The following is a 19,748-nucleotide window of genomic DNA, read 5'->3' as shown; positions in this document are numbered from 1 at the left end:
GGTGCTCGCGGCGGCTAAAAGCTCAGAAATAAGCGGATGATCTGATCGTTTTGGTCGATTCGCCGTTTTCAAAATCAGCGGAGGCTGAAGTCAGCCAGAAAAGCGTGACTACTTCAGACCATCCCTAAGTACCTTCACTCAAACATTCCGGTTGAATGGGTAAATGCCGGACCTTTTCTTTTATGAACGATTCTTTAAACAAAGGCTCGAAGCCCATATACCCCAGAAGAACATGAGGCGTCCTATGACACCGGTTAACAACGGCAAAAAGACTAAACGTTTGGCACTGTCCGCGTTTGTGGCTGGACTGTTGATGGCTCAAGGAGCAATGGCAGCCAATGACGGCACCGCTGCTGTAGGCGGCGGTCTGGGTGGTGCATTGGGTAACGTCGTCGGCGGCCAATTGGGCGGCAGCACGGGCGCAGCCATCGGCGCCGGTGTCGGCGGTGCGGCAGGGAGCGCAGTCGGGGCGAATAAGGGCAGTCGCAACGAAGCAGCCATTGGCGGTGGCTTAGGTGCGGCAGGCGGCTCGATAATTGGTAACAGCCTCGGCGGCTCAACGGGTTCGACCATTGGTGCGGGCCTTGGCGGTGCAGCGGGTGGTGGCGTCGGCAATAACCTGGGCAACGACGACGATGATCATGGCAGTTCCCATTCCGGTGGTGGCCATAAGCACAAGCACAAGCATAAAAACAAACACCACTAACTCGGTATCGAGTAGCAAAAACCCGGCCCCGTGCCGTAATGCTGTTCACTTAAGCATTTGAGCTCACGCGGGGCTTCCTAGAAAATCCGAGACCAGACTTCTGGTATCGGATTTTTTATGTCTGTTCAACAAGACCTGCTCGACCTCGGCGACCTTTTCAACTTCTCTGATCTAAGTACCTTCACTCAAACATTCCTGTTGAATGGGTAGCCTCAGCGCTGGATCTTTCTATGCAGGCATCCGTTTCAAGTCAGCCTGCCAATACATCGCCGTTCAACTGATCGTGATGGCTGCGGCAAATCCGATTTCAGCAACGGGAAGGCGGTTGGCAGAGCTAAGGGCGGGTGTAGGAGGGATGTTTCTGGATCACCGTCCGAGGCCTTTGAGGCCAAGGACGGTGAAGATCTCAAAGACCCGGTTTCCGGTGGACCGTAAGGCTGCTCCGCTTAAGTGAACAGCATTACGCGACTAGCGGGCTTTTCTGTATCTGATCTCTCGTCCTGGATTACAGCTCCTTGACGGTACGAACCTGATCCTTGTTGATGCGTGTTTGCTTGCCATCCAGCTGTTCGAATTCGTAGAAGCCAGTTTCATCGTCGTACTGTGGCGCGTCGACGGCCTGGATTTCGCGACCGTCATTCAAGGTGATCACCGATGGCGATGCGCAACCGGCAAGGGTCGCAAGGCCGAGGGCAAGCATGAAAGTGGCGAGGGTCCGTTGTGTCATGGGTGTGTCTCCGAATGGGAATTCTTTTGGTTACCGAGCTTGAGACGTAAACGGCACGAGCAAGTTCCTCACATAGTGTCAGTCTGACACAGTGTAGTCGGTGCTCAACAGTTCCGGTGTGTTGAGGTTGGCCAGTCGAGGGTCATTGTCGGGGCATTGCAACGCCGTTGCACCGAGCTTGCGCATCAGTCGGCCCGGGCTGCGTTCACCTTGATTCCAGGCTTCTTCGAACGCTGCCTTGAGCGTCACCGGTATCACGCACAACAACGGTTCCCAATGGTCGCCATGACGCAGCATCAGCGGTTTGTCCGGATGCAGGTTGGCGGTTTCGCGCATGCTGGTGAGCAGCGCCGCATCTACACGTGGCACGTCGCAGGGCATAACCAGCAGATGAGTATGGCGAGCCGCGTTCAGACCCGCACGGATACCCGCCAGAGGGCCGGGGAAATCCCTTTCATCGTCATGGACCAACTGATCGGCGTAGGGCGCGTACTTCTCCAGATTGCGGTTGCAGGAGATGATCAGGTCATCGGTCATCCCGCGGGTCTTGGCATGCAAGTGGGTAATCAGCGGCTCGCCGTGCCAGTCCAGTAACCCTTTGTCCTGGCCACCCATACGTTGGCCGCGGCCACCTGCCAGAAGCAGAATGGAGCAGGGCGGCAAATGTGTATTGGTGGTCATGGCAGGTCTCCACGGGAGCGGCGCAAAAAGGGGGCGCTGTGATATAACACCGGGCTGTTTCTCCTACAACTGGACGAGCCTATGAAAGCCAAGGCTGATGTGCCTTTCGCACCGCTGAACATCGCCGTACTGACTGTCAGTGATACCCGCACCCTGGAAACCGACACTTCCGGCCAGGTTTTTGTCGACCGATTGACCGCTGCCGGCCATCACCTTGCTGCCCGTGTATTGCTCAAAGATGACCTCTACAAAATTCGCGCGCAAGTGGCCAACTGGATTGCCGACGATGTCGTGCAAGTCGTGCTGATTACCGGCGGCACCGGATTTACCGGACGTGACAGTACGCCGGAAGCAGTGAGCTGCTTGCTGGACAAGCAGGTGGATGGTTTCGGTGAACTGTTCCGTCAGATATCGGTGGCCGACATTGGCACCTCGACCGTTCAGTCCCGAGCTTTGGCCGGTTTGGCCAATGGCACGCTGGTCTGCTGCTTGCCGGGCTCGACCAATGCCGTGCGCACGGGGTGGGATGGCATCCTTGGCGAACAGCTGGATTCACGGCATCGCCCGTGCAATTTCGTGACGCATTTGAAGCAGGCCGCCCCTTGTGAATCCCGTGGGTAAGCCGGGCAAGACCGGCAGCCTGATGCCCGTCGAAGCGGCATTGGCACGCTTGCTTGAAATGGCTGAAGCCTCAAGAATTTTCGAGCGTGAACGCTTGCCGTTGGCGCAGGCGCAGGGTCGAGTGTTGGCTGAAGATTTACTGTCGACGCTTGACCTGCCGCCCTGGCCCAACAGTGCCATGGACGGTTATGCGCTGAGGATGGCGGACTGGACGGGTGAACCGTTGACCGTCAGCCAGAAGATTTTTGCCGGCCAGGCTCCCGCTCCCCTGGAGCCTGGAACCTGTGCGCGAATCTTCACGGGCGCACCTGTTCCCGCCGGCGCCGATTGTGTCGAAATGCAGGAAAACGCCGACGTTCAGGCCGATGAGCGAGTGCGCTTCACCGAAGTCATGACTCCGGGCCAGAACATCCGTCCGCAAGGCCAGGAAACCACGGTCGGTGAGCTGATTCTGTCGGCAGGCACGCGTTTGGGCCCAATCGAACAAGGATTGGCGGCCTCCTTGGGCTGTGCCGAGCTTGATGTCATCCGAAAAGTGCGCGTAGCCGTGTTGTCCACTGGCGACGAGTTGATTGAGCCAGGACAAGCGTTGGGGCCGGGGCAGATCTATAACAGTAATCGGGTATTGCTTTGCAGCTGGTTGCAGCGTTTGGGCTGTGAAGTCATTGATGCGGGCATTCTCCCGGATAATCTGGAAACCACTCGCGCCCGATTGGGGGAATTGAAGGATGTCGACCTGATTCTCTCGACAGGCGGAGTATCGGTAGGTGAGGCCGACTTTTTGGGCATTGCCTTGCGTGAAGAAGGTGAATTAACGCTGTGGAAACTTGCGATCAAACCCGGTAAACCACTGACGTTCGGGCATTTTCGTGGCGTACCCGTGATTGGTCTGCCTGGCAATCCGGCATCGACGCTGGTGACCTTCGCGTTACTGGCCAGGCCTTACCTCCTGCGCCGACAGGGCGTGCAAGACGTTGAGCCGCTAAACGTGCAGGTGCCCGCAGGGTTTGACTGGCCACAGGCCGGTAACCGGCGTGAGTATCTACGGGGACGCCTAGAAAACGGTCGGGCAATTATCTATAGAAACCAGAGTTCCGGCGTACTGCGCAGTGCCGCGTGGGCCGATGGTTTGGTTGAGGTGCTGGAGGGGCGCACCTTGGTTCAGGGTGACAGCGTGAACTTCATTCCGTTAAGTGAAGTATTGGGCTGACGGCTGCTCCACCCTACATGCAAAGCCCGGTCGAATGAGCCGGGCTTTGCACTTATGGCGAGTCAATGAGCCAGCAGCAGGGCAATGACCTGCTCGAATCGACTATTGGCAATCCAGCCGAGGAGCCCGAGGACGACCGCTGTACCTCCGGCCGAGTAGGCAAGCCGATGCTTGATGGATTTGACGTCACCCCGGACTTCGTCCATGTCTCTGCGGATGTACTTGAGGTGTGTTTCCAGTTCGGTGACGCGAGGTTCCATATCAACTTCTCCAGTGGCTTTTGCGCTGTCTTTGGGCTCTGCCCGGTGGTCGGCACGTTTTTCTGCGAGCGCCATAACCTGAATGACCGATGAACCGATGTGTTGGTTTTGCAATGGCACGTCCTTGTGTTTGTCCTGATGACTGAAAACCGCCGACCCAAAGTGAACCAATCCTCTTTCTGGGTCAATTGAGCCGATTCCTCACGTTTTGTAAGAAAAATCCCGCAATGTGATACCGAACAAAATTACCCGCCGGAATTAATTCGCGACCTGGCGACTTTTATGGCGTGTGGCGAGGTCACATTTCCCAGATGGCATTCATTCCGGGGGAACACCGCATGAGCGAACGCAAGGCGCTATTGATTCTGCATGGCAAGCAGGCGCTCAACGAAGAGGTGCGTGCCGCTGTCGCAAACAAACGTGAACAGGGTTGGGAGTTGGCGGTTAGCTTGACCTGGGAGGCCGGCGACGCGCAGCGGATGGTGACGCAAGCACTGGCGGCGGGTTATCGGCAGATCATCGCGGGGGGCGGCGATGGCACCTTGCGTGATATCGCCGAAGCCATGGCAATGCAACCGACCCAGGCCAGCCTGGTGCTGATGCCGCTGGGCACTGCCAACGATTTTGCGCGCGCGGCGGGCGTCCCGCTTGAACCCGCTTTGGCGCTGGAGCTTCTGGAGTCTGCGCCGAGTGCAATCGATCTGGGAGAGGTCGATGGGCAGGTATTTCTGAACATGGCCACGGGAGGCTTTGGCAGTCAGGTGACGGCGAACACCTCGGAAGAACTGAAAAAGATCCTCGGTGGCGCGGCCTATCTGTTTACCGGTCTTTCACGCTTCAACGAGCTGCATGCCGCTTACGGTGAGTTGCAGGGACCGGACTTTCACTGGCAAGGCGATCTGTTGGCGTTGGGTATCGGTAATGGACGGCAGGCCGGTGGAGGGCGGGTGCTGTGTCCTGAAGCCCTGGTGGATGACGGATTACTGGATATCAGTATCTTGCCTGCACCGCAGGAAGTGGTGGGCACATTAAAGAACCTGTTGACCGAGGGGTTCGGCATCGACAGCCTGTTCGTTCGCGCCCGGTTGCCCTGGATCGAGATCAAGGTGTCTGAAGGGCTTTACATCAACCTGGACGGTGAGCCACTGGAAGGGAATAGCCTACGGTTTTCGGTGCGTCCAGCGGCGCTGCTTGTGCATTTGCCTGAGACCTCGCTGCTGTTAAGCGCCAATGCAGAGGTTAATCGTCCAGGCTGATGATTTGTTCACGCACTGCAAACAGCACCAGACCTGCCACGTCGTAGATCTGCAAGCGTTTCATGATCTGCGAGCGATGGGTCTCGACGGTCTTGACGCTCAAGCCCAGGCCGTTGGCGATCTCCCGGGTGGATTTCCCGCGAACGATCAGTCGCAGGATTTCCAGCTGGCGCGCGGTCAGGTTGTGCGAGTCGGAAGGCTCCGGCTGGTTTTTCTGGTGTCGGGTGAGCGCCTGATTGATGACCGTGTGAGCGATGGCCGGGCTCAGGTAGCGTTCGTTGTTACGCAAAGCCTCCAGAGCATGCTCGAGTTCGGTGGCGGTTGTGTCCTTGAGCAGGTAACCGTGGGCGCCGGATTCCAGTGCCTGCATGATGACAGCCGGGTCGGTGTGCATGGACAGGATCAGCACCTTGCTTTGCGGGCGGACGCGTTTGAGCTGCTGCAAGGATTCCAGGCCTCCGGTCTGCCGCATGGAAATATCCAGCAAGACAATATCCGGAAGCAATTGCTCGACCAGCTCAAGCAACTGCGACCCGTCATTGGCTTCACCAATGACGGCATAGCCGGGAAGATCCATTACCAGAGCGCGCACGCCAGCCCTGATCAGCGAGTGGTCATCCACCAGAAGTAAGTTACAAGTCAATGCATAACCTTATTCGAACTGGCCCGTTCAAGCGCACGAGGCGCCCAGGGGAAGAGAGCTTCGATTTGAGTACCTTTGCCCGGTTCGCTGGCAACGGTCAATGTGCCGCCCAATTGATCGATCCGTTCCGACATTCCGGCCATACCCCGTTGACCTTCACGGCCGGGATCTGAGGCAGGTGAAAACCCCAGACCGTCGTCGCGGATTTGTAGCATCAGGCCTTGGGGCTGACGTTGCAGGCAGACCTGCAAATTTTTCGCTTGGGCATGCCGCAAGATGTTGGTGACCGCTTCCTGGGTGATACGGAATGCCGCCACGGCGATTTCTTCCGGTATGCCGGTCAGGCGCTGATGACATTCCAGGCTCCAGTGCACCGGCGTATTGGCCAGGGTCTTGAGCAGGTGCGCACGCAGACTGGCTTCCAGCCCAAGGCTGGCCAGTTGCCGGGGATTGAGGATGGCCGAAACATCACGGACTTTGGCCAGCGTCTCTTCGAGCGTGTCGCACAGGATGGAGCATTGCCCGTGGAGTTCTTCGGGCATCCGCCGTTTGAGCCAGTCACTTTGCAGTTTGGCGGCGGTCAGCAGTTGGCCAATGTCGTCATGCAATTCCCGGCTCAATCGGTGACGCTCGTTTTCCTGAACCTGCAGCAGGCGGTCGGCCAGTTCCTGGGGCTGGAATTTTATCGATTTGCGAGAGAGGCGGTATTGCACCCAGACGCTGGTCAGCGCGGCAACGTTGAGAAGCAACAGACCCAGTGGCAAGCGAATGGACAGGCTATAAGCCCACAAACTACCGACTGTGGAGCAGGCGCATAGCAACAACGTGAACCTGCGGGCATTTTCTCCGGAGGGTGGCCACGTGGCGATTGACTTGAGGCTGGCGTGCATAACGGATGGAGCCAATGGATGTTCGCTGCGGGCAGACCAGCCAATTGGACAAGTCTCTGTTTTGTCTGGTGACGCGTCGACTTCAACGGGTGTGTTTTTTATTTTTGCATCAGCCTGAGCTGATTCGCCGGTGTAGTCGGCACGCACACTACCATTATTTGGCGTCAACTAATGGACGGCATAATAGCACTTAAGAAATCGTTGGTCGCGCGTGGGGTCGATGCAGAAGTCAGGAAAGGGGGCTTTTGGCTTATGGATCCATAATGGACAAAGTGTGGTCGATGCCTGTGTTAATGCCAGGCAAAACCTTAGATGGAATACAGAATGTAACTGGCTAAAAGAATGACTGTTAGTTACAAACAGTCGCTTATGCAGGAAGGTTTTAAAAGCGACATCCGCACAGGCCAATATCGGCGCCCACTAAAACATTGCGCCCCAGCATCGGTTGATGATTTCAGGCTTGCCGTTCCAGGTAGGACACGCGCGTGAATGGCCTGGTGTTGACGGGTAGTTGAAACTGGCTGTGTCCGACCTGAAAGGCAAAGGCTTCGATCAACGTCGTCTGTTCAGATTCGTCGAGACTGAGCTGGCCTGTGGTCTGGTCGATGAGTTCAAGTTGCCAGGCAATCAGGGTCAGGCAGTCTTTCAGTGCGCTCAGGGCCTCGTCATGCAGGCTCATGTGATTCTGTGCGTGGTTCAGCAGGCCATGGATGTGCAGTGAGAACTCCGACACGGCAGCCAACGCCAGCGCATCAGCCCTGTTGGCCAGCTTGAGCAAGTTGCTGAGCATGCAGTCGATGGCATCCTTGTCATTGCTGATCAGTTGCAAATGACTCAGGCATTCCTCGGTTTTACCCAGGAGCGTTTCAGCCTCGACAAGAAACTCCGGGATTCGTTGAGCCCACTCTTTACGGTCGTTCGGCATGATTATCTCCACAACGTCATTAAAATGAGGGGGGTGTCGTGTGTGCCGACGAGAAAGGAGTCCGGTTTTGAACCGGCCTGGAGGCAGCCTGAGAAGGACGAGAGGGTGGTTGGCCACTTACCTGCGATCGCACACAAAAGCCTGACTCCGTTCATGCAATGAGAATGGCGTCACATTAATGGCAATTGGATATTGCGAATATCAGGTTGCACCTGATTGTTGCTAGGGGAATCCCTTATGCAGCGGAACCTAATGCACAAATGATGGTCGTGGGGCGCGGAGGTGACAGAGGTCAATCACGGCGCCAGTAAAGCATGATGTTAATGTGACATCAATGCTTGGGCGTGGCATTTTAGAGGGGTCAAGCTACGGCAAACATTGCCGATAACCTTCCTTAAGTGAATTCATCCGAACAAGACCTGGAGTCATCGATGGCCGGCATTCTCGACACGGTAGACCAACGCACGCAACTGGTGGGTGAGAATCGCCTGGAAATTCTCATGTTCCGTCTCGCCGGACGCCAGTTGTTCGCGATCAACGTCTTTAAAGTGCAAGAAGTCCTGCAGTTGCCGAAGTTGACCCTGATGCCCCAGCGCCATCCTTTCGTGTGCGGCGTGGTCAATCTGCGTGGTCAGACACTGCCGGTCATCGACTTGTCCCAGGCCATCGGCATGCGTCCGTTGGTGCCGGGACCCGGCAGCACGATCATCGTGACCGAGTACAACCGCTCGGTGCAGGCATTCCTGGTCGGTGGTGTGGACCGTATCGTCAACATGAACTGGGAAGCCATCCTGCCGCCGCCGACCAGCGCCGGCCGCCAGCATTACCTGACGGCCATCAGCAAGGTCGATGATCAGCTGGTGGAAATCATCGATGTGGAAAAGGTCCTGGCCGAGATCGTGCCGTACAACGCCAAGGTGTCCCGTGAAAAACTGGCCGATCCGGTGCTGGAGCGCGCCCGGGGCCGTGAAGTGTTGCTGGTGGATGACTCGAACGTGGCGCTGGCGCAATTGCGCGACACCCTGGGGCAGTTGGGGGTGAAAATGCACATCGCCAGCGACGGCATGAAAGCGTTGAACATGCTCAAGGCCTGGGCGGACACCGGCGTGGACATGACCGACAAACTGCTGATGGTCTTCACCGATGCGGAAATGCCGGAAATGGACGGCTATCGCCTGACCACCGAAATCCGCAACGATCCGCGTCTGCGTGGGCTGTATGTGGTGCTGCACACCTCGTTGTCCGGCAGTTTCAACGACTCGATGGTGAAGAAAGTCGGCTGCGATAACTTCCTGTCCAAATTCCAGCCGGACAAACTCGTCGACGTGGTGCGTCAGCGTCTGATGCTTGACGAAGTTCCGGCCTGATCAAGTCCTCGACCACTGTTGGAGCGAGCTTGCTCGCGATCGCGTCGGCACATCCGGCAGGGATGTAACTGATACACCATCGCGAGCAAGCTCGCTCCTACAGGTTTTTGCTCTTTGATTCGTCGAGCAAGCTCGTATAGGGTGGCTTTTTTGCCATCCAGGGAGCCGGCTATGCTGCGTTTGAGCGCGCTTTATCGTTATCCGTTGAAATCCGCCAGGGGTGAAGCCTTGCAACAGATCGGTCTCGACAAATTGGGGCTGGACGGAGATCGACGCTGGATGCTGGTGGATGAGTCCAGCGGGCGCTTCCTGACCCAGCGGGCGGTGGCGCAGATGAGTCAGCTGTCGGCCTTGTGGAATGCCGAAGGCGGCTTGACCCTCAGTGCTCCCGGCCATTCACCGATGAACGTGGTGCTGCCCGGCAGTGACGCGGAACTGCGTGGCGTGACGATCTGGCGCGACACCTTGCGTGTTCCCGATGCCGGTGATGCGGCGGCGGCCTGGGTCAGCAAGTTCATCGGTCAACCGACACGTCTGGTGCAAGTGCCGCTGGACCGCGCACGGACCACTCAGGCGGGCTTCGGCAAAGATGATGATCAGGTGGCGTTTGCCGATGGCTTCCCGCTGTTGTTGATCGGTCAGGCGTCTTTGGAGGACTTGTCACAGGAGGTCGGTCGCCCGATGGAAATGCTGCGTTTTCGACCGAATCTGGTGATCGAGGGCAGCGAAGCCTTCGCCGAGGATGGCTGGAAACGCATTCGTATCGGCGAGGTCGAGTTCCGCGTGGTCAAGCCGTGCTCACGCTGCATCCTGACCACCATCGACCCGGAAACCGGCGAACGCAGTGTAGATCGCGAACCCTTTGCGACCTTGCAGAAGTACCGTTCCACAGCAGATGGCGCGATGTTTGGCCAGAACCTGGTCAACGATGGCAATGGCCGACTCGAAGTCGGCATGCCGGTAGAGATCCTCGAATAGCCGTGCCAGGAATGAAAAATGCCCGTGTCCAAGGACACGGGCATTTTTTGTTGCGCTAAAAAAACCGTGGTTTCAGCCGCGGTATTCGCACAGGTAAGCGGTGTCGACAGCCACTTTCAGCTGGAACTTGCTGTTGGCAGGCACGTTGAACTGGCTACCGGCGGCAAAGGTTTCCCAGTCGCTGCTGTCCGGCAGTTTGACCGTCAGTGCGCCGCTCACGACGTGCATGATTTCACGCTGGCTGGTGCCGAATTCGTATTCGCCCGGAGCCATGACGCCGATGGTCGCCGGACCTTCTGCGGTGCCAAAGGCGATCGACTTGACGGTGCCGTCGAAGTACTCGTTGACTTTAAACATGGGCGATTCCTCGAAAAGGGCTAAAAAGGGCTAAAAAGGGCTAAAAAGGGCCGGCCAGTATGCACAAGGCCCTTGGCGTCGTCACCTGTCTAAAGCGGAAGAACCAGCGGCAATAGCCGTGCGGTATTGCGCGCATCTTCCAGTGCCCGGTGTTGCTGGCCGGTGAACTGCAAGCCGGCCAGTTGCAGGGCGCCATTGAGGCCCAGCGGACGTTCGAGCCGCCGCACCTTGGCAAACCGCTGCTTGAGGTTCATGTGGGGCACGTTGGCCAATACGCTGGCGAGTTGCAGCTGCTGCCACTCCAGCAGCAATTGTTTGCGATCGTAGTCGCCCCAGCTGACCCAGCCTTCAAGGTGTGTGTGATGTTGGCCAAGCCAGCGCTCAAAATCCGCCCAGACCTCGCTCAGCGGTTGTGCGGTATCGATGTTGGCCTGGGTGATGTGCGTGAGTTCCCGGCAAAACGGCGTCAGCAAGGGCCGCCGCAACGGCCGGACGAAGCGCTGGAAGTGATCCAGCTCCCGACCTTTGCGGTCCACCAGGGTCGCGCCGATTTCGATGATTTCCATTTCCGTTATCGGCCAACCACCCTCATCGGTGGTGGCTTCCAGATCAATGACCAGCCAGTGAGGCATTGCAGGGTTCCTGGTATCCGCGTCTTGATAGCGCTGAGCGTAGCCAAACCCGGCGGTTCCGCCTAGAGGCTTATTCGACCTCCAGCAGTATCTGGCGGTTTTTGACTTGATCGCCGACCTGCACCTGCAAACGCTTGAGCACACCGTCGATACCCGATTTGAGCGGGTGTTCCATTTTCATGGCTTCCAGCACCACCAGCAGTTGCCCCTTGCTCACAGCGCTGCCTTCGCTGACCAGCACATCGACAATCGCGCCATCCATGGGCGCCTTGAGGGTGCCGGTGCTGATGCTGGTCCGGCTGCTGACCGGCGCCTGGGTGCGATCCTCCAAGCGCAAACTGCCCGGACGGGTGGATAACCAGAGTTGCCCGGCCTCCAGGCGATAAGCGTGGCGTTGACGGATGCCGTCGATTTCCAGGGTGGCCCAGCGCCCGTCGCACTGAATGATCTTCAGGTTGATATGGCGGCTGGCGGCTTGAATTTGCAATGGCTCGCCAGGTACGGCGTGCAATTGCACCGGCCAGTCCTGATCCTCGGCACCGACACGATAGTGCAGTGGCACGCTGGCGTTGTTGCGCCAACCGGCCAGCGGGGCAGGGTGCGTCATCGCCGAGGCGTGATAAAGCAGCGCCGCAGCAATGGCCAGTTGTTCGGCGCTCGGCACCAGCGGTTGCAGGCAGGCATCGTTGGCGAAATGTTGCTGAATGAACCCGGTGCTGAAATCACTGCTGGCAAATTGTGGATGCTCCAGCAGGCTGGCGAGCAAGCGCTGATTGCCGTGCACGCCCAGCAGCACGGTGTCTTGCACTGCGCGCAGCAACTTGCGCCGCGCCTCTTCGCGGGTGGCGCCATGGGCGATGATCTTGCCGAGCATCGGGTCGTAGAACGGGCTGATGGTCTGGCCTTCGATCAAGCCATGGTCGATCCGCACACCGTCCTGCAGACCCGGCTCCCACCCCGTGATGCATCCGGTTTGCGGGAGGAATCCCTGAGCGGGATCTTCGGCGTACAAGCGCACTTCCATGGCGTGCCCGTTGAGCTGCACTTGTTCCTGACGCAATGGCAGCGCTTGCCCTTCGGCCACGTTCAACTGCCAGGCCACCAGGTCCAATCCCGTGATCAATTCGGTCACCGGGTGCTCCACTTGCAGCCGGGTGTTCATTTCCAGAAAGTAGAACTGGCCACGGGCATCCAGCAGAAACTCCACCGTGCCGGCGCCGACGTAATTCACCGCTCGCCCGGCTTTGAGCGCGGCTTCACCCATGGCCTGGCGCAGTTCGATGGTCATGACCGGGCAGGGCGCTTCTTCGATGACTTTCTGGTGGCGGCGCTGGATCGAACAATCGCGCTCACCGAGGTAAATCAGGTTGCCGTGCTGATCGCCAAACAGTTGAATCTCGACGTGACGAGTCTCGATCAAGGCCTGCTCGAGAATCAGTTCATCGCTGCCAAAGCCGTTCAAGGCTTCCGAGCGCGCGGTGCGAATCTGCGCAAGCAAATCCCCTGCGTCATGCACCAGGCGCATGCCACGACCACCGCCGCCAGCGCTGGCCTTGATCATCAGCGGATAACCGATTCGTTCGGCTTCACGGCTCAGGGTGGCGTCGTCCTGTTGCGCACCTTGATAGCCGTTGATGCACGGCACACCGGCTTCGAGCATGGCGATTTTCGACAGGCGCTTGCTGCCCATCAATTCGATGGCTTCGGGGCTTGGGCCGATGAAGGTGAGGCCGGCTGCCTGGCAGGCGCGGGCGAATCCGGCGTTCTCCGAAAGAAAACCGTAACCCGGATGGATCGCGTCCGCCCCGGTGCGGCGTGCCGCGTCGAGGATTGCCGGGATGTTCAGATAAGACTGTTGCACCGGAGCCGGGCCGATGTTGACTGCTTCGTCGGCCATCTGCACATGCAAGGCGTCGGCGTCGGCATCGCTGAACACGGCAACGGTGCGATAGCCCAGCGCCTGCGCGGTGCGCTGGATGCGACAGGCGATTTCACCGCGGTTGGCGATGAGGATTTTTTTGAGTCCGGGCATGGGTTGGCTCTCTGAAAGTTGCGGTGTCTGGTCGGGCCTCATCGCTGGCAAGCCAGCTCCTACAGTGGGTTTATGTCGCACACAGAACCTGTAGGAGCGGGCTTGCCAGCGATGCTTTCAAGAAGCCCACCCCGGTTTACGTTTTTGCAAGAAGGCCATCGTTCCTTCGACCCCTTCAGGCCCGGTCACCGCCTCGCTGAACCATTCGGCAGCCTCGTCCAGCAAGGCATCCGTCGGTTGTCCGGCGCTCGCCAGCAAGAGCTTCTTGGTCGCGGCGTTGGCCCCTGGCGCGCAACACAACACATGGGCCAACACCTCGTCGAGACGCTCGGCCAACGCCTGTGGATCGTGTTCGACAAAATGCACCAACCCCATCTTCCGAGCCTGGATCCCATCGAAACGGGCCGCGGTCAGGGCCAGTCGTCGGGCCTGGGTCAGGCCGATGCGTTGCACCACGAACGGCACAATTTGCGCGGGCAACAGACCGAGGCTGGTTTCCGGCAGGCCGAATTGCGCCGAATGATCGGCCATGGCGATATCGCTGACACAGGCCAGGCCGAAACCGCCACCCAACACGGCGCCTTGCAGGATCGTGATCACCACCTGTGGCGCGTGTTGCATCTCTTGCAGCAGCGCACCGAACACCCGGTTCAGATCGCGATGGGCATTCGGACCCTGAGTGCGGGCATTGGCCATGTCCTTGATATCGCCGCCGGCACAGAAGTGCCCACCGACGCCGCCGATCACCAAGGCGCGAACCCCCGGTTTATCGCGGACCGAGGCCAGCACCGAACGCAATTCGGTGACCATTTGCACACTCATGGCGTTGCGACTTTCCGGGCGGTTGAGGGTGACGTGCAACACGCCGTTGTGCAGTTCCAACAACAAGGTCTGGCAAACCGGCAGGTTGTTCATTTCTTTCTCCCAGGCAGGATGCCCATGAGTTTGCAGATGATCCCCAACATGATTTCGTCGGCACCGCCGCCAATCGAGACCAGTCGCACATCGCGATAGGCGCGGGCGACCGGGTTGTCCCACATGAAACCCATGCCGCCCCAGTATTGCAGGCAACTGTCGCTGACTTCGCGGCCCAGCCGTCCGGCCTTGAGCTTGGCCATGGAGGCCAGGCGCGTAACGTCCTGGCCTTTGACGTATTGCTCGGTGGCTTGATAGACCAGCGCCCGCAGGCATTCGATTTCGGTCTGCAGTTCGGCCAGGCGGAAGTGGATGACCTGGTTGTCGATTAGCGCATTGCCGAAGGTTTTGCGCTCCTTGCAGTACTCGATGGTGCTGTCGACGCAGTATTCCAGGCCCTTGATCATGTTGGCGGCGCCAAACAGGCGTTCCTCCTGGAATTGCAGCATTTGCATCATGAAACCCGCGCCTTCATGGCCGATGCGGTTGCGCTGCGGTACGCGCACGTTGTCGAAAAACACCTGGGCGGTTTCCGAACTGCGCATGCCGAGTTTGTCCAGGTTCGAGCTGAGGCTGATGCCCGGCGCGTTCATCGGCACCATGATCAACGACTTGTTGATGTGCGGTTTGTCGTCCGATGTGTTCGCCAGCAGGCAGATGAAATCAGCGCTGGGTGAGTTGGTGATCCACATCTTGCTGCCGTTGATCACGTAGTCGTCGCCGTCCTTGCGCGCACTGGTTTTCAGCCCGGCCACGTCGGAACCCGCACCGACTTCGGAAACGCCGATGCAGCCGACCTGTTCGCCGCTGATGGCCGGGCGCAGGAACTCATCACGCAACTCATCGGAGCCGAAACGGGCCAGGGCCGGGGTGCACATGTCGGTCTGCACGCCGATGGACATCGGGATGCCGCCGCAATGGATGGTGCCGAACTCTTCGGCAGCGACGATCGAATAGCTGTAGTCGAGTCCCATACCACCGAATTTTTCCGGTTTGGAAATGCCCAGCAAACCAAGGTCGCCGGCCTTGCGGAAAATCTCGTGGATCGGAAAGCGTCCGGCTTTTTCCCATTCGTCGACGTGCGGATTGATCTCGTGCTCGACGAATTGGCGAACCGTGCGGCGCAGTGCTTCGTGTTCCTGGGTGAAGATCATTTTTATTGTTCTCCTGACGATCAATTCAAAAACGCGAAACGCCAAAACTGTTGGTTTGGAGTGACCGCACTTCGGCCTCGTGACAGATATCCAGCAAGTAGCCGAGCAGCGTTCGGGTATCCCGTGGGTCGATCAAACCGTCGTCCCACAGATTGGCGCTGCCGTAAAGCGCCGTGGACTGGCTGTCGAGTTTCTGCGCGGCGGCCTGTTCGAGCATGTCGAGCACTTTCGGGTCGGGCACCAGGCCATCCTTGGCTTGTTTGGCCTCGGTGACGATGCGCAGCACCTTGCCTGCCTGGGCACCGCCCATCACCGCAGTGCGGCTGTTGGGCCAGGCGAAGATGAAGCGCGGGTCGAGGCCGCGCCCGCACATCGCATAGTTACCGGCACCATAGGAGCCACCGACGACGACGGTCAGTTTGGGCACACGGGCGTTGGCCACCGCTTGTATCATCTTGGCGCCATGCTTGATCACGCCTTGCTGTTCCGATTCGGTGCCGACCATGAACCCGGTGGTGTTGTGGAAAAACAGCAGCGGTGTCTGGCTCTGGTCGCACAGCTGAATGAATTGCGCTGCCTTGCTCGCCCCTTTGGGCGTGATCGGGCCGTTGTTGCCGATGAAACCACAGGTCCGTCCCTGGATTTTCAGGTGACCGCAGACGGTCTGCTGATCGAACTCGACCTTGAAGTCGAGGAAGTTCGAGCCATCGGCAATGCGGGCAATGATTTCGCGCACGTCGTAAGGTTTTTTCGGGTCGTCCGGGATCAGCCCCAGCAGTTCGTCGATGGGGTAGAGCGGCTCTGCCCATTGTGGTTCAGGTAACCAGGGCAGTTGATCGTTCCATGACAGCAGGCTGACGATCTCGCGCACCTGACGCACACCGTCGGCGTCGTTTTCCGCCAGGTACTCGGCGGTGCCGGCGGTTTGCGCGTGCATCTCGGCGCCGCCCAGTTCCTCATCCGTCGCGACTTCGCCGGTGGCGGCCTTCAACAGCGGCGGGCCGGCCAAAAACAACTTGGCCTTGCCGCGCACCACCACCACGTAGTCCGACAAACCGGGTTGATAAGCGCCGCCAGCGGTGGCTGAACCGTGCACCACGGTGATCTGTGGCAGGCCCATCGCCGACATCCGCGCCTGGTTGGCAAAGCTGCGCGCGCCTTCGACGAAAATCTCCGCTGCGTAATTGAGGTTGGCGCCGCCGCTTTCGGCAAGGGTGATCACTGGCAGTTTGTTTTCCATGGCGATCTGTTGCAGGCGCAGGGATTTTTTCAGACCGCTGGGGGAGATGGTTCCACCCTTGATCGCGCTGTTGTTCGCCACCACCAGTACCCGCACACCCGAGACGTAGCCGATACCGGCGATCAGGCCGCCACCGGCGGAGTTGCCGTCCTTGTCATCGTGCAGCTTGAAACCGGCCAGACTCGCCAACTCGAGGAACGGCGCGCCAGGGTCCAGCAAAAGATTGAGGCGTTCCCGGGGCAACAGCTGACCGCGTTTCTCGAATTTCGGCTTGGCCTCGGCAGCCTTGCTCAGCAGGTTCTGTTCAAGTGTGCGCACCTGCTCTATCGCGCTCAGCATCGCCGCACGGTTCTGGGCGAACTGTTCACTATGGGGATCGAGTTGCGACTGAATCACCGGCATGGGTTATTCCTTGTCCTTGAGGACATCGGGAAGGTAGGCGCGGTGGAAACCGTTGTAAGACTCACTGTTAGTCGCCTTGTGGATCGGCCAGGCACGCCCGCCAAGGCTGGCGGCACCGTCGATGCGCAACGTGCTGCCGCTGACGAACGCTGCGGCCGGGCTGAGGAGGAAAACAATCGCGGCGCTGACTTCCGATTCTGTCCCGATGCGTTTGAGCGGCACGTGTTCACGCAAGGTCGGGATCACGGCTTTGAACGCGCCTTCATAGGTGTCCATGCCGCTGGAGGCAATCCAGCCCGGTGCCACGGCATTGACCCGCACCCCGGCATAACCCCATTCGAACGCGGCGGTCTTGGTCAGGTTGTCCATGCCCGAACGTGCTGCGCCGGAGTGCCCCATGCCGGGCATGCCGCCCCACATGTCGGCCAGCATGTTGACGATGGCGCCGCCGTGCTTGCTCATGGACTGGTTGAACACTTCCCGGGCCATCAGGAAACCGCCCACCAGGTTGGTGCGCATCACGGTTTCGAAACCCTTTTGATTGATCGAGGCCAGGGGCGATGGGTACTGCCCACCAGCGTTATTGACCAGTCCATGAATGGGGCCATGCTGGCGGATCAGTTCACTGACCAGATGCGTAACCGCTTCTTCGTCGCGAATGTCGCAAGTCGCCCAATCCGCCTTGCCACCGTCTTCGACGATTTCCGTTGCGACACTTTTGAGTTTGTCGGCCTTGCGTCCGATCAGCAGAACATGGGCGCCGAGAGCGGCCAGTTCGTGGGCGGTGCAACGACCGATGCCACTGCCGCCACCGGTGACAATGATGTTTTGGCCAGCAAACAGATCGGCTTTGAAAATCGAATCGTAGGCCATGGCGGCAGTCCTCTAGTTGACCTGGTCGGCGATGCGCTGCGGCACCGGAATCTGGATTTCCAGCAATTGCTGGGCGAAGGCCTTGCCTTGCGGGTCGATCCGCAGGCTGGCGATGCCACCGCCACCGAGGGCGTTCTCCAGCAGAAAATTCAGGCTGTGGCTGGCGGGCAAATACCAGCGTTCGACTCGCCCGAAAATCGGGTCGAGGACATGGCTCATCCAGTCGACGATCACTTCCGGGGTCAAGGCTTCGGCGATCCACGGCAGGTATTCTGGATCACGGGCCATGACGCCGATGTTGCTGTGATTGCCCTTGTCGCCGGAGCGCGCGACCGCGAGTTTGATCAAGGCCACGCTGGCGTCGGCGCGACCATCGGGTTTGGGTGGCTCGACCGGTATGGGCAGGTCGTGGGTGTCGAGCGCGTCCAGGGCGGGCAAGGCACACGGGTGACGACGGCCCATGAAATCAATGTCCAGCGTGCAGGCGGTTTTGTCGATCAGGAACGAGAACAGCCGGATCAGCGGATACACCGTCGGCCGGCCACCGACAATCCCGGTCAGCCCCGGCGCCATGCCGGTAGCGGCCTGAGCAATTTCCCGAGAGAACATGATCAACGCCTGCTTGTTCGGATGACGCACCGCGAGCTTGATCACCACTTCGCGAGTGTCCCGGCGCTGGCCGTGGGGGCCATAAGTGGCCTCGCTGCCGAGCAGTTCGATATTCACTTCGCTGTACGGTGCCCAACCGCGTTGACTGAACATGTCCGAGGTCTTGTTGATGATTGCGTCGCTGACCCGCCGGGCCTTGTCGTGCGCATCGATACCGGCGATCAGACAACTGGCGGTGCAGCGAAAGCCGTCCGGATACGTCGCGCTGACCTTGTACTGAGCGGTCGGCGGCAAGCCTTTTGCGCCGTGGACCCGGACCGCGTTCTTGCCCTGTTGCTGTAGTTTTACTTGAGTGAAATCGCAGACCACATCGGGCAGCAGATAGGCCCGTGGGTCACCGATCTCATAGAGCATTTGTTCGCCAACGGTCAGCGGCGTGATCAACCCGCCGGAGCCTTCCGGTTTGCTGACGACAAATTGGCTGTCGGCGCTGACCTCGACGATCGGGAAGCCGATGTGCTCGTAATCGGGCACGTCGCGCCAATCGGTAAAGTTGCCGCCGGTGCACTGGGCGCCACATTCGATGATATGCCCGGCCAGCGCGGCCTGGGCCAGTTTGTCGTAGTCGTGCCACGACCAGCCGAACTCATGCACCAGCGCGGCGCTGACCACGGCGCTGTCGACCACGCGGCCGGTGATGACGATGTCCGCCCCCAGGCGCAAGGCCTCGACGATGCCCGGCGCACCGAGGTAGGCGTTGGTTGACACGCACATCGGCGGCAATGGCGCGCCGTTGAACATTTCATGAATGCCCAGGCTGCCCAGTTGCTTGAACTGCGGTTGCAGGTCATCCCCCAGCAGCACGGCAATTTTCAGCGTCACGCCGGCCTTGTCGCAGGCGGCTTGCAGGGCGGCGGCACACGCCTGTGGATTGACCCCGCCGGCATTGCTGATGACGCGGATGTTTTGTTCGGCAAGCCGTTGGAGCAGAGGGCTGAGGACCTCGATGAAGTCGCCTGCATAACCCGCCTGAGGGTCTTTCATGCGGGCACCGGCCATGATCGACATCGTGATTTCTGCCAGGTAATCAAAGACCAGATAGTCCAGGTGCCCGTGCTCCACCAGTTGCGCGGCCGCGGTCGAGGTGTCGCCCCAGAAGGCGCTGGCGCAACCAATGCGAATCGTTTCAGGCGTAGTCCGTTGCATAGCCACCTCCAACCGAAGTGCAGCGACATTACCAAGCAAGCGCTTGGTTTGTAAATCCTCGAAT

The 19,748-nt window shown here is 59.2% G+C and carries 20 protein-coding genes and 1 pseudogene; 7 read left to right on the top strand and 14 right to left on the bottom strand.

Features of this window, described 5'->3' with window-relative positions; translation table 11 throughout:
* Positions 1 to 244: 244 nt before the first annotated feature.
* Together CKW19_RS25160 and CKW19_RS25155 are read left to right on the top strand one after the other, a co-directional pair.
* The gene (locus CKW19_RS25160; protein WP_095060779.1) at positions 245 to 706 is read left to right on the top strand and encodes a glycine zipper domain-containing protein; all 462 of its coding nucleotides are present in this window, start codon (positions 245 to 247) and stop codon (positions 704 to 706) included.
* Between the two features lie 235 nt (positions 707 to 941).
* Positions 942 to 1,160, top strand: a pseudogene (locus CKW19_RS25155) (IS4 family transposase); the annotation flags it as partial.
* 51 nt (positions 1,161 to 1,211) lie between these two features.
* Here CKW19_RS25155 and CKW19_RS25150 read toward each other — a convergent pair.
* Entirely contained in the window at positions 1,212 to 1,433 is a 222-nt protein-coding gene (locus CKW19_RS25150; protein ID WP_095060777.1) for a YgdI/YgdR family lipoprotein, read from the bottom strand.
* Between the two features lie 78 nt (positions 1,434 to 1,511).
* Positions 1,512 to 2,114, bottom strand: coding sequence for a molybdenum cofactor guanylyltransferase MobA (gene mobA, locus CKW19_RS25145; RefSeq protein WP_095060775.1), 603 nt, complete (start codon positions 2,112 to 2,114; stop codon positions 1,512 to 1,514).
* 81 nt (positions 2,115 to 2,195) lie between these two features.
* Here mobA and moaB point away from each other — a divergent pair, with 81 nt between their 5' ends.
* On the top strand, positions 2,196 to 2,735 hold the full coding sequence (gene moaB / locus CKW19_RS25140) for a molybdenum cofactor biosynthesis protein B (protein ID WP_095060773.1): 540 nt from the start codon (positions 2,196 to 2,198) through the stop codon (positions 2,733 to 2,735).
* The gene (gene glp / locus CKW19_RS25135) at positions 2,719 to 3,945 is read left to right on the top strand and encodes a gephyrin-like molybdotransferase Glp (RefSeq protein WP_095060771.1); all 1,227 of its coding nucleotides are present in this window, start codon (positions 2,719 to 2,721) and stop codon (positions 3,943 to 3,945) included. Before moaB ends, glp begins: the two co-directional genes overlap by 17 nt.
* Before the next feature lie 62 nt (positions 3,946 to 4,007).
* Here the strand turns inward: glp and CKW19_RS25130 are convergent, their stop codons facing one another.
* A complete protein-coding gene (locus CKW19_RS25130) occupies positions 4,008 to 4,280 on the bottom strand; it encodes a hypothetical protein (RefSeq protein ID WP_095060783.1) in 273 nt (90 codons plus the stop codon).
* A 263-nt stretch (positions 4,281 to 4,543) separates the two neighbouring features.
* Here CKW19_RS25130 and yegS point away from each other — a divergent pair, with 263 nt between their 5' ends.
* The gene (gene yegS, locus CKW19_RS25125; protein ID WP_095060769.1) at positions 4,544 to 5,461 is read left to right on the top strand and encodes a lipid kinase YegS; all 918 of its coding nucleotides are present in this window, start codon (positions 4,544 to 4,546) and stop codon (positions 5,459 to 5,461) included.
* On the opposite strand, the gene CKW19_RS25120 is transcribed toward yegS, so the two are convergent.
* The 3 genes from CKW19_RS25120 to CKW19_RS25110 all read right to left on the bottom strand — a co-directional run bounded on the left by CKW19_RS25120 (position 5,445) and on the right by CKW19_RS25110 (position 7,919).
* Positions 5,445 to 6,104 (bottom strand): response regulator transcription factor, encoded by a 660-nt coding sequence (locus CKW19_RS25120; RefSeq protein ID WP_095060767.1) that lies wholly within the window; start codon positions 6,102 to 6,104, stop codon positions 5,445 to 5,447. The genes yegS and CKW19_RS25120 overlap by 17 nt on opposite strands.
* Positions 6,101 to 6,994 carry a sensor histidine kinase gene (locus CKW19_RS25115; protein WP_095060764.1) on the bottom strand — a complete coding sequence of 298 codons (894 nt, stop codon included), beginning with the start codon at positions 6,992 to 6,994 and terminating at the stop codon, positions 6,101 to 6,103. The genes CKW19_RS25120 and CKW19_RS25115 overlap by 4 nt, the downstream gene beginning before the upstream one ends.
* Before the next feature lie 454 nt (positions 6,995 to 7,448).
* On the bottom strand, positions 7,449 to 7,919 hold the full coding sequence (locus CKW19_RS25110) for a hypothetical protein (protein ID WP_095060762.1): 471 nt from the start codon (positions 7,917 to 7,919) through the stop codon (positions 7,449 to 7,451).
* Between the two features lie 431 nt (positions 7,920 to 8,350).
* Here CKW19_RS25110 and CKW19_RS25105 point away from each other — a divergent pair, with 431 nt between their 5' ends.
* The gene (locus tag CKW19_RS25105) at positions 8,351 to 9,286 is read left to right on the top strand and encodes a chemotaxis protein CheV (protein ID WP_095060760.1); all 936 of its coding nucleotides are present in this window, start codon (positions 8,351 to 8,353) and stop codon (positions 9,284 to 9,286) included.
* A gap of 171 nt (positions 9,287 to 9,457) precedes the next feature.
* Entirely contained in the window at positions 9,458 to 10,264 is an 807-nt protein-coding gene (locus CKW19_RS25100) for an MOSC domain-containing protein (RefSeq protein ID WP_095060758.1), read from the top strand.
* A 72-nt stretch (positions 10,265 to 10,336) separates the two neighbouring features.
* Here the strand turns inward: CKW19_RS25100 and CKW19_RS25095 are convergent, their stop codons facing one another.
* From CKW19_RS25095 to CKW19_RS25060, 8 genes are all read right to left on the bottom strand, one after another.
* Positions 10,337 to 10,621, bottom strand: coding sequence for a pyrimidine/purine nucleoside phosphorylase (locus CKW19_RS25095; protein WP_007940055.1), 285 nt, complete (start codon positions 10,619 to 10,621; stop codon positions 10,337 to 10,339).
* 89 nt (positions 10,622 to 10,710) lie between these two features.
* Positions 10,711 to 11,253 (bottom strand): exonuclease domain-containing protein, encoded by a 543-nt coding sequence (locus tag CKW19_RS25090; RefSeq protein WP_095060756.1) that lies wholly within the window; start codon positions 11,251 to 11,253, stop codon positions 10,711 to 10,713.
* 70 nt (positions 11,254 to 11,323) lie between these two features.
* Complete coding sequence (locus tag CKW19_RS25085; protein WP_095060754.1) at positions 11,324 to 13,285, bottom strand: acetyl/propionyl/methylcrotonyl-CoA carboxylase subunit alpha; 1,962 nt, start codon at positions 13,283 to 13,285, stop codon at positions 11,324 to 11,326.
* A gap of 117 nt (positions 13,286 to 13,402) precedes the next feature.
* Positions 13,403 to 14,200 carry an enoyl-CoA hydratase/isomerase family protein gene (locus CKW19_RS25080; protein WP_095060752.1) on the bottom strand — a complete coding sequence of 266 codons (798 nt, stop codon included), beginning with the start codon at positions 14,198 to 14,200 and terminating at the stop codon, positions 13,403 to 13,405.
* Positions 14,197 to 15,354: a citronellyl-CoA dehydrogenase gene (gene atuD, locus CKW19_RS25075; protein ID WP_095060750.1), complete on the bottom strand. Its 1,158-nt coding sequence runs from the start codon at positions 15,352 to 15,354 to the stop codon at positions 14,197 to 14,199. The genes CKW19_RS25080 and atuD overlap by 4 nt, the downstream gene beginning before the upstream one ends.
* Before the next feature lie 25 nt (positions 15,355 to 15,379).
* Entirely contained in the window at positions 15,380 to 16,996 is a 1,617-nt protein-coding gene (gene atuC, locus CKW19_RS25070; RefSeq protein WP_095060748.1) for a geranyl-CoA carboxylase subunit beta, read from the bottom strand.
* 3 nt (positions 16,997 to 16,999) lie between these two features.
* Positions 17,000 to 17,869 (bottom strand): SDR family oxidoreductase, encoded by an 870-nt coding sequence (locus tag CKW19_RS25065; RefSeq protein WP_095060746.1) that lies wholly within the window; start codon positions 17,867 to 17,869, stop codon positions 17,000 to 17,002.
* Positions 17,870 to 17,881: 12 nt separating this feature from the next.
* Complete coding sequence (locus tag CKW19_RS25060) at positions 17,882 to 19,684, bottom strand: acyclic terpene utilization AtuA family protein (protein WP_095060745.1); 1,803 nt, start codon at positions 19,682 to 19,684, stop codon at positions 17,882 to 17,884.
* Positions 19,685 to 19,748: the final 64 nt, after the last annotated feature.

Origin of the sequence: Pseudomonas sp. Irchel s3f7 (genome assembly GCF_900187615.1) — a bacterium.
GTDB lineage: Bacteria > Pseudomonadota > Gammaproteobacteria > Pseudomonadales > Pseudomonadaceae > Aquipseudomonas.
This window is presented reverse-complemented; position numbering and strand designations above follow the sequence as displayed.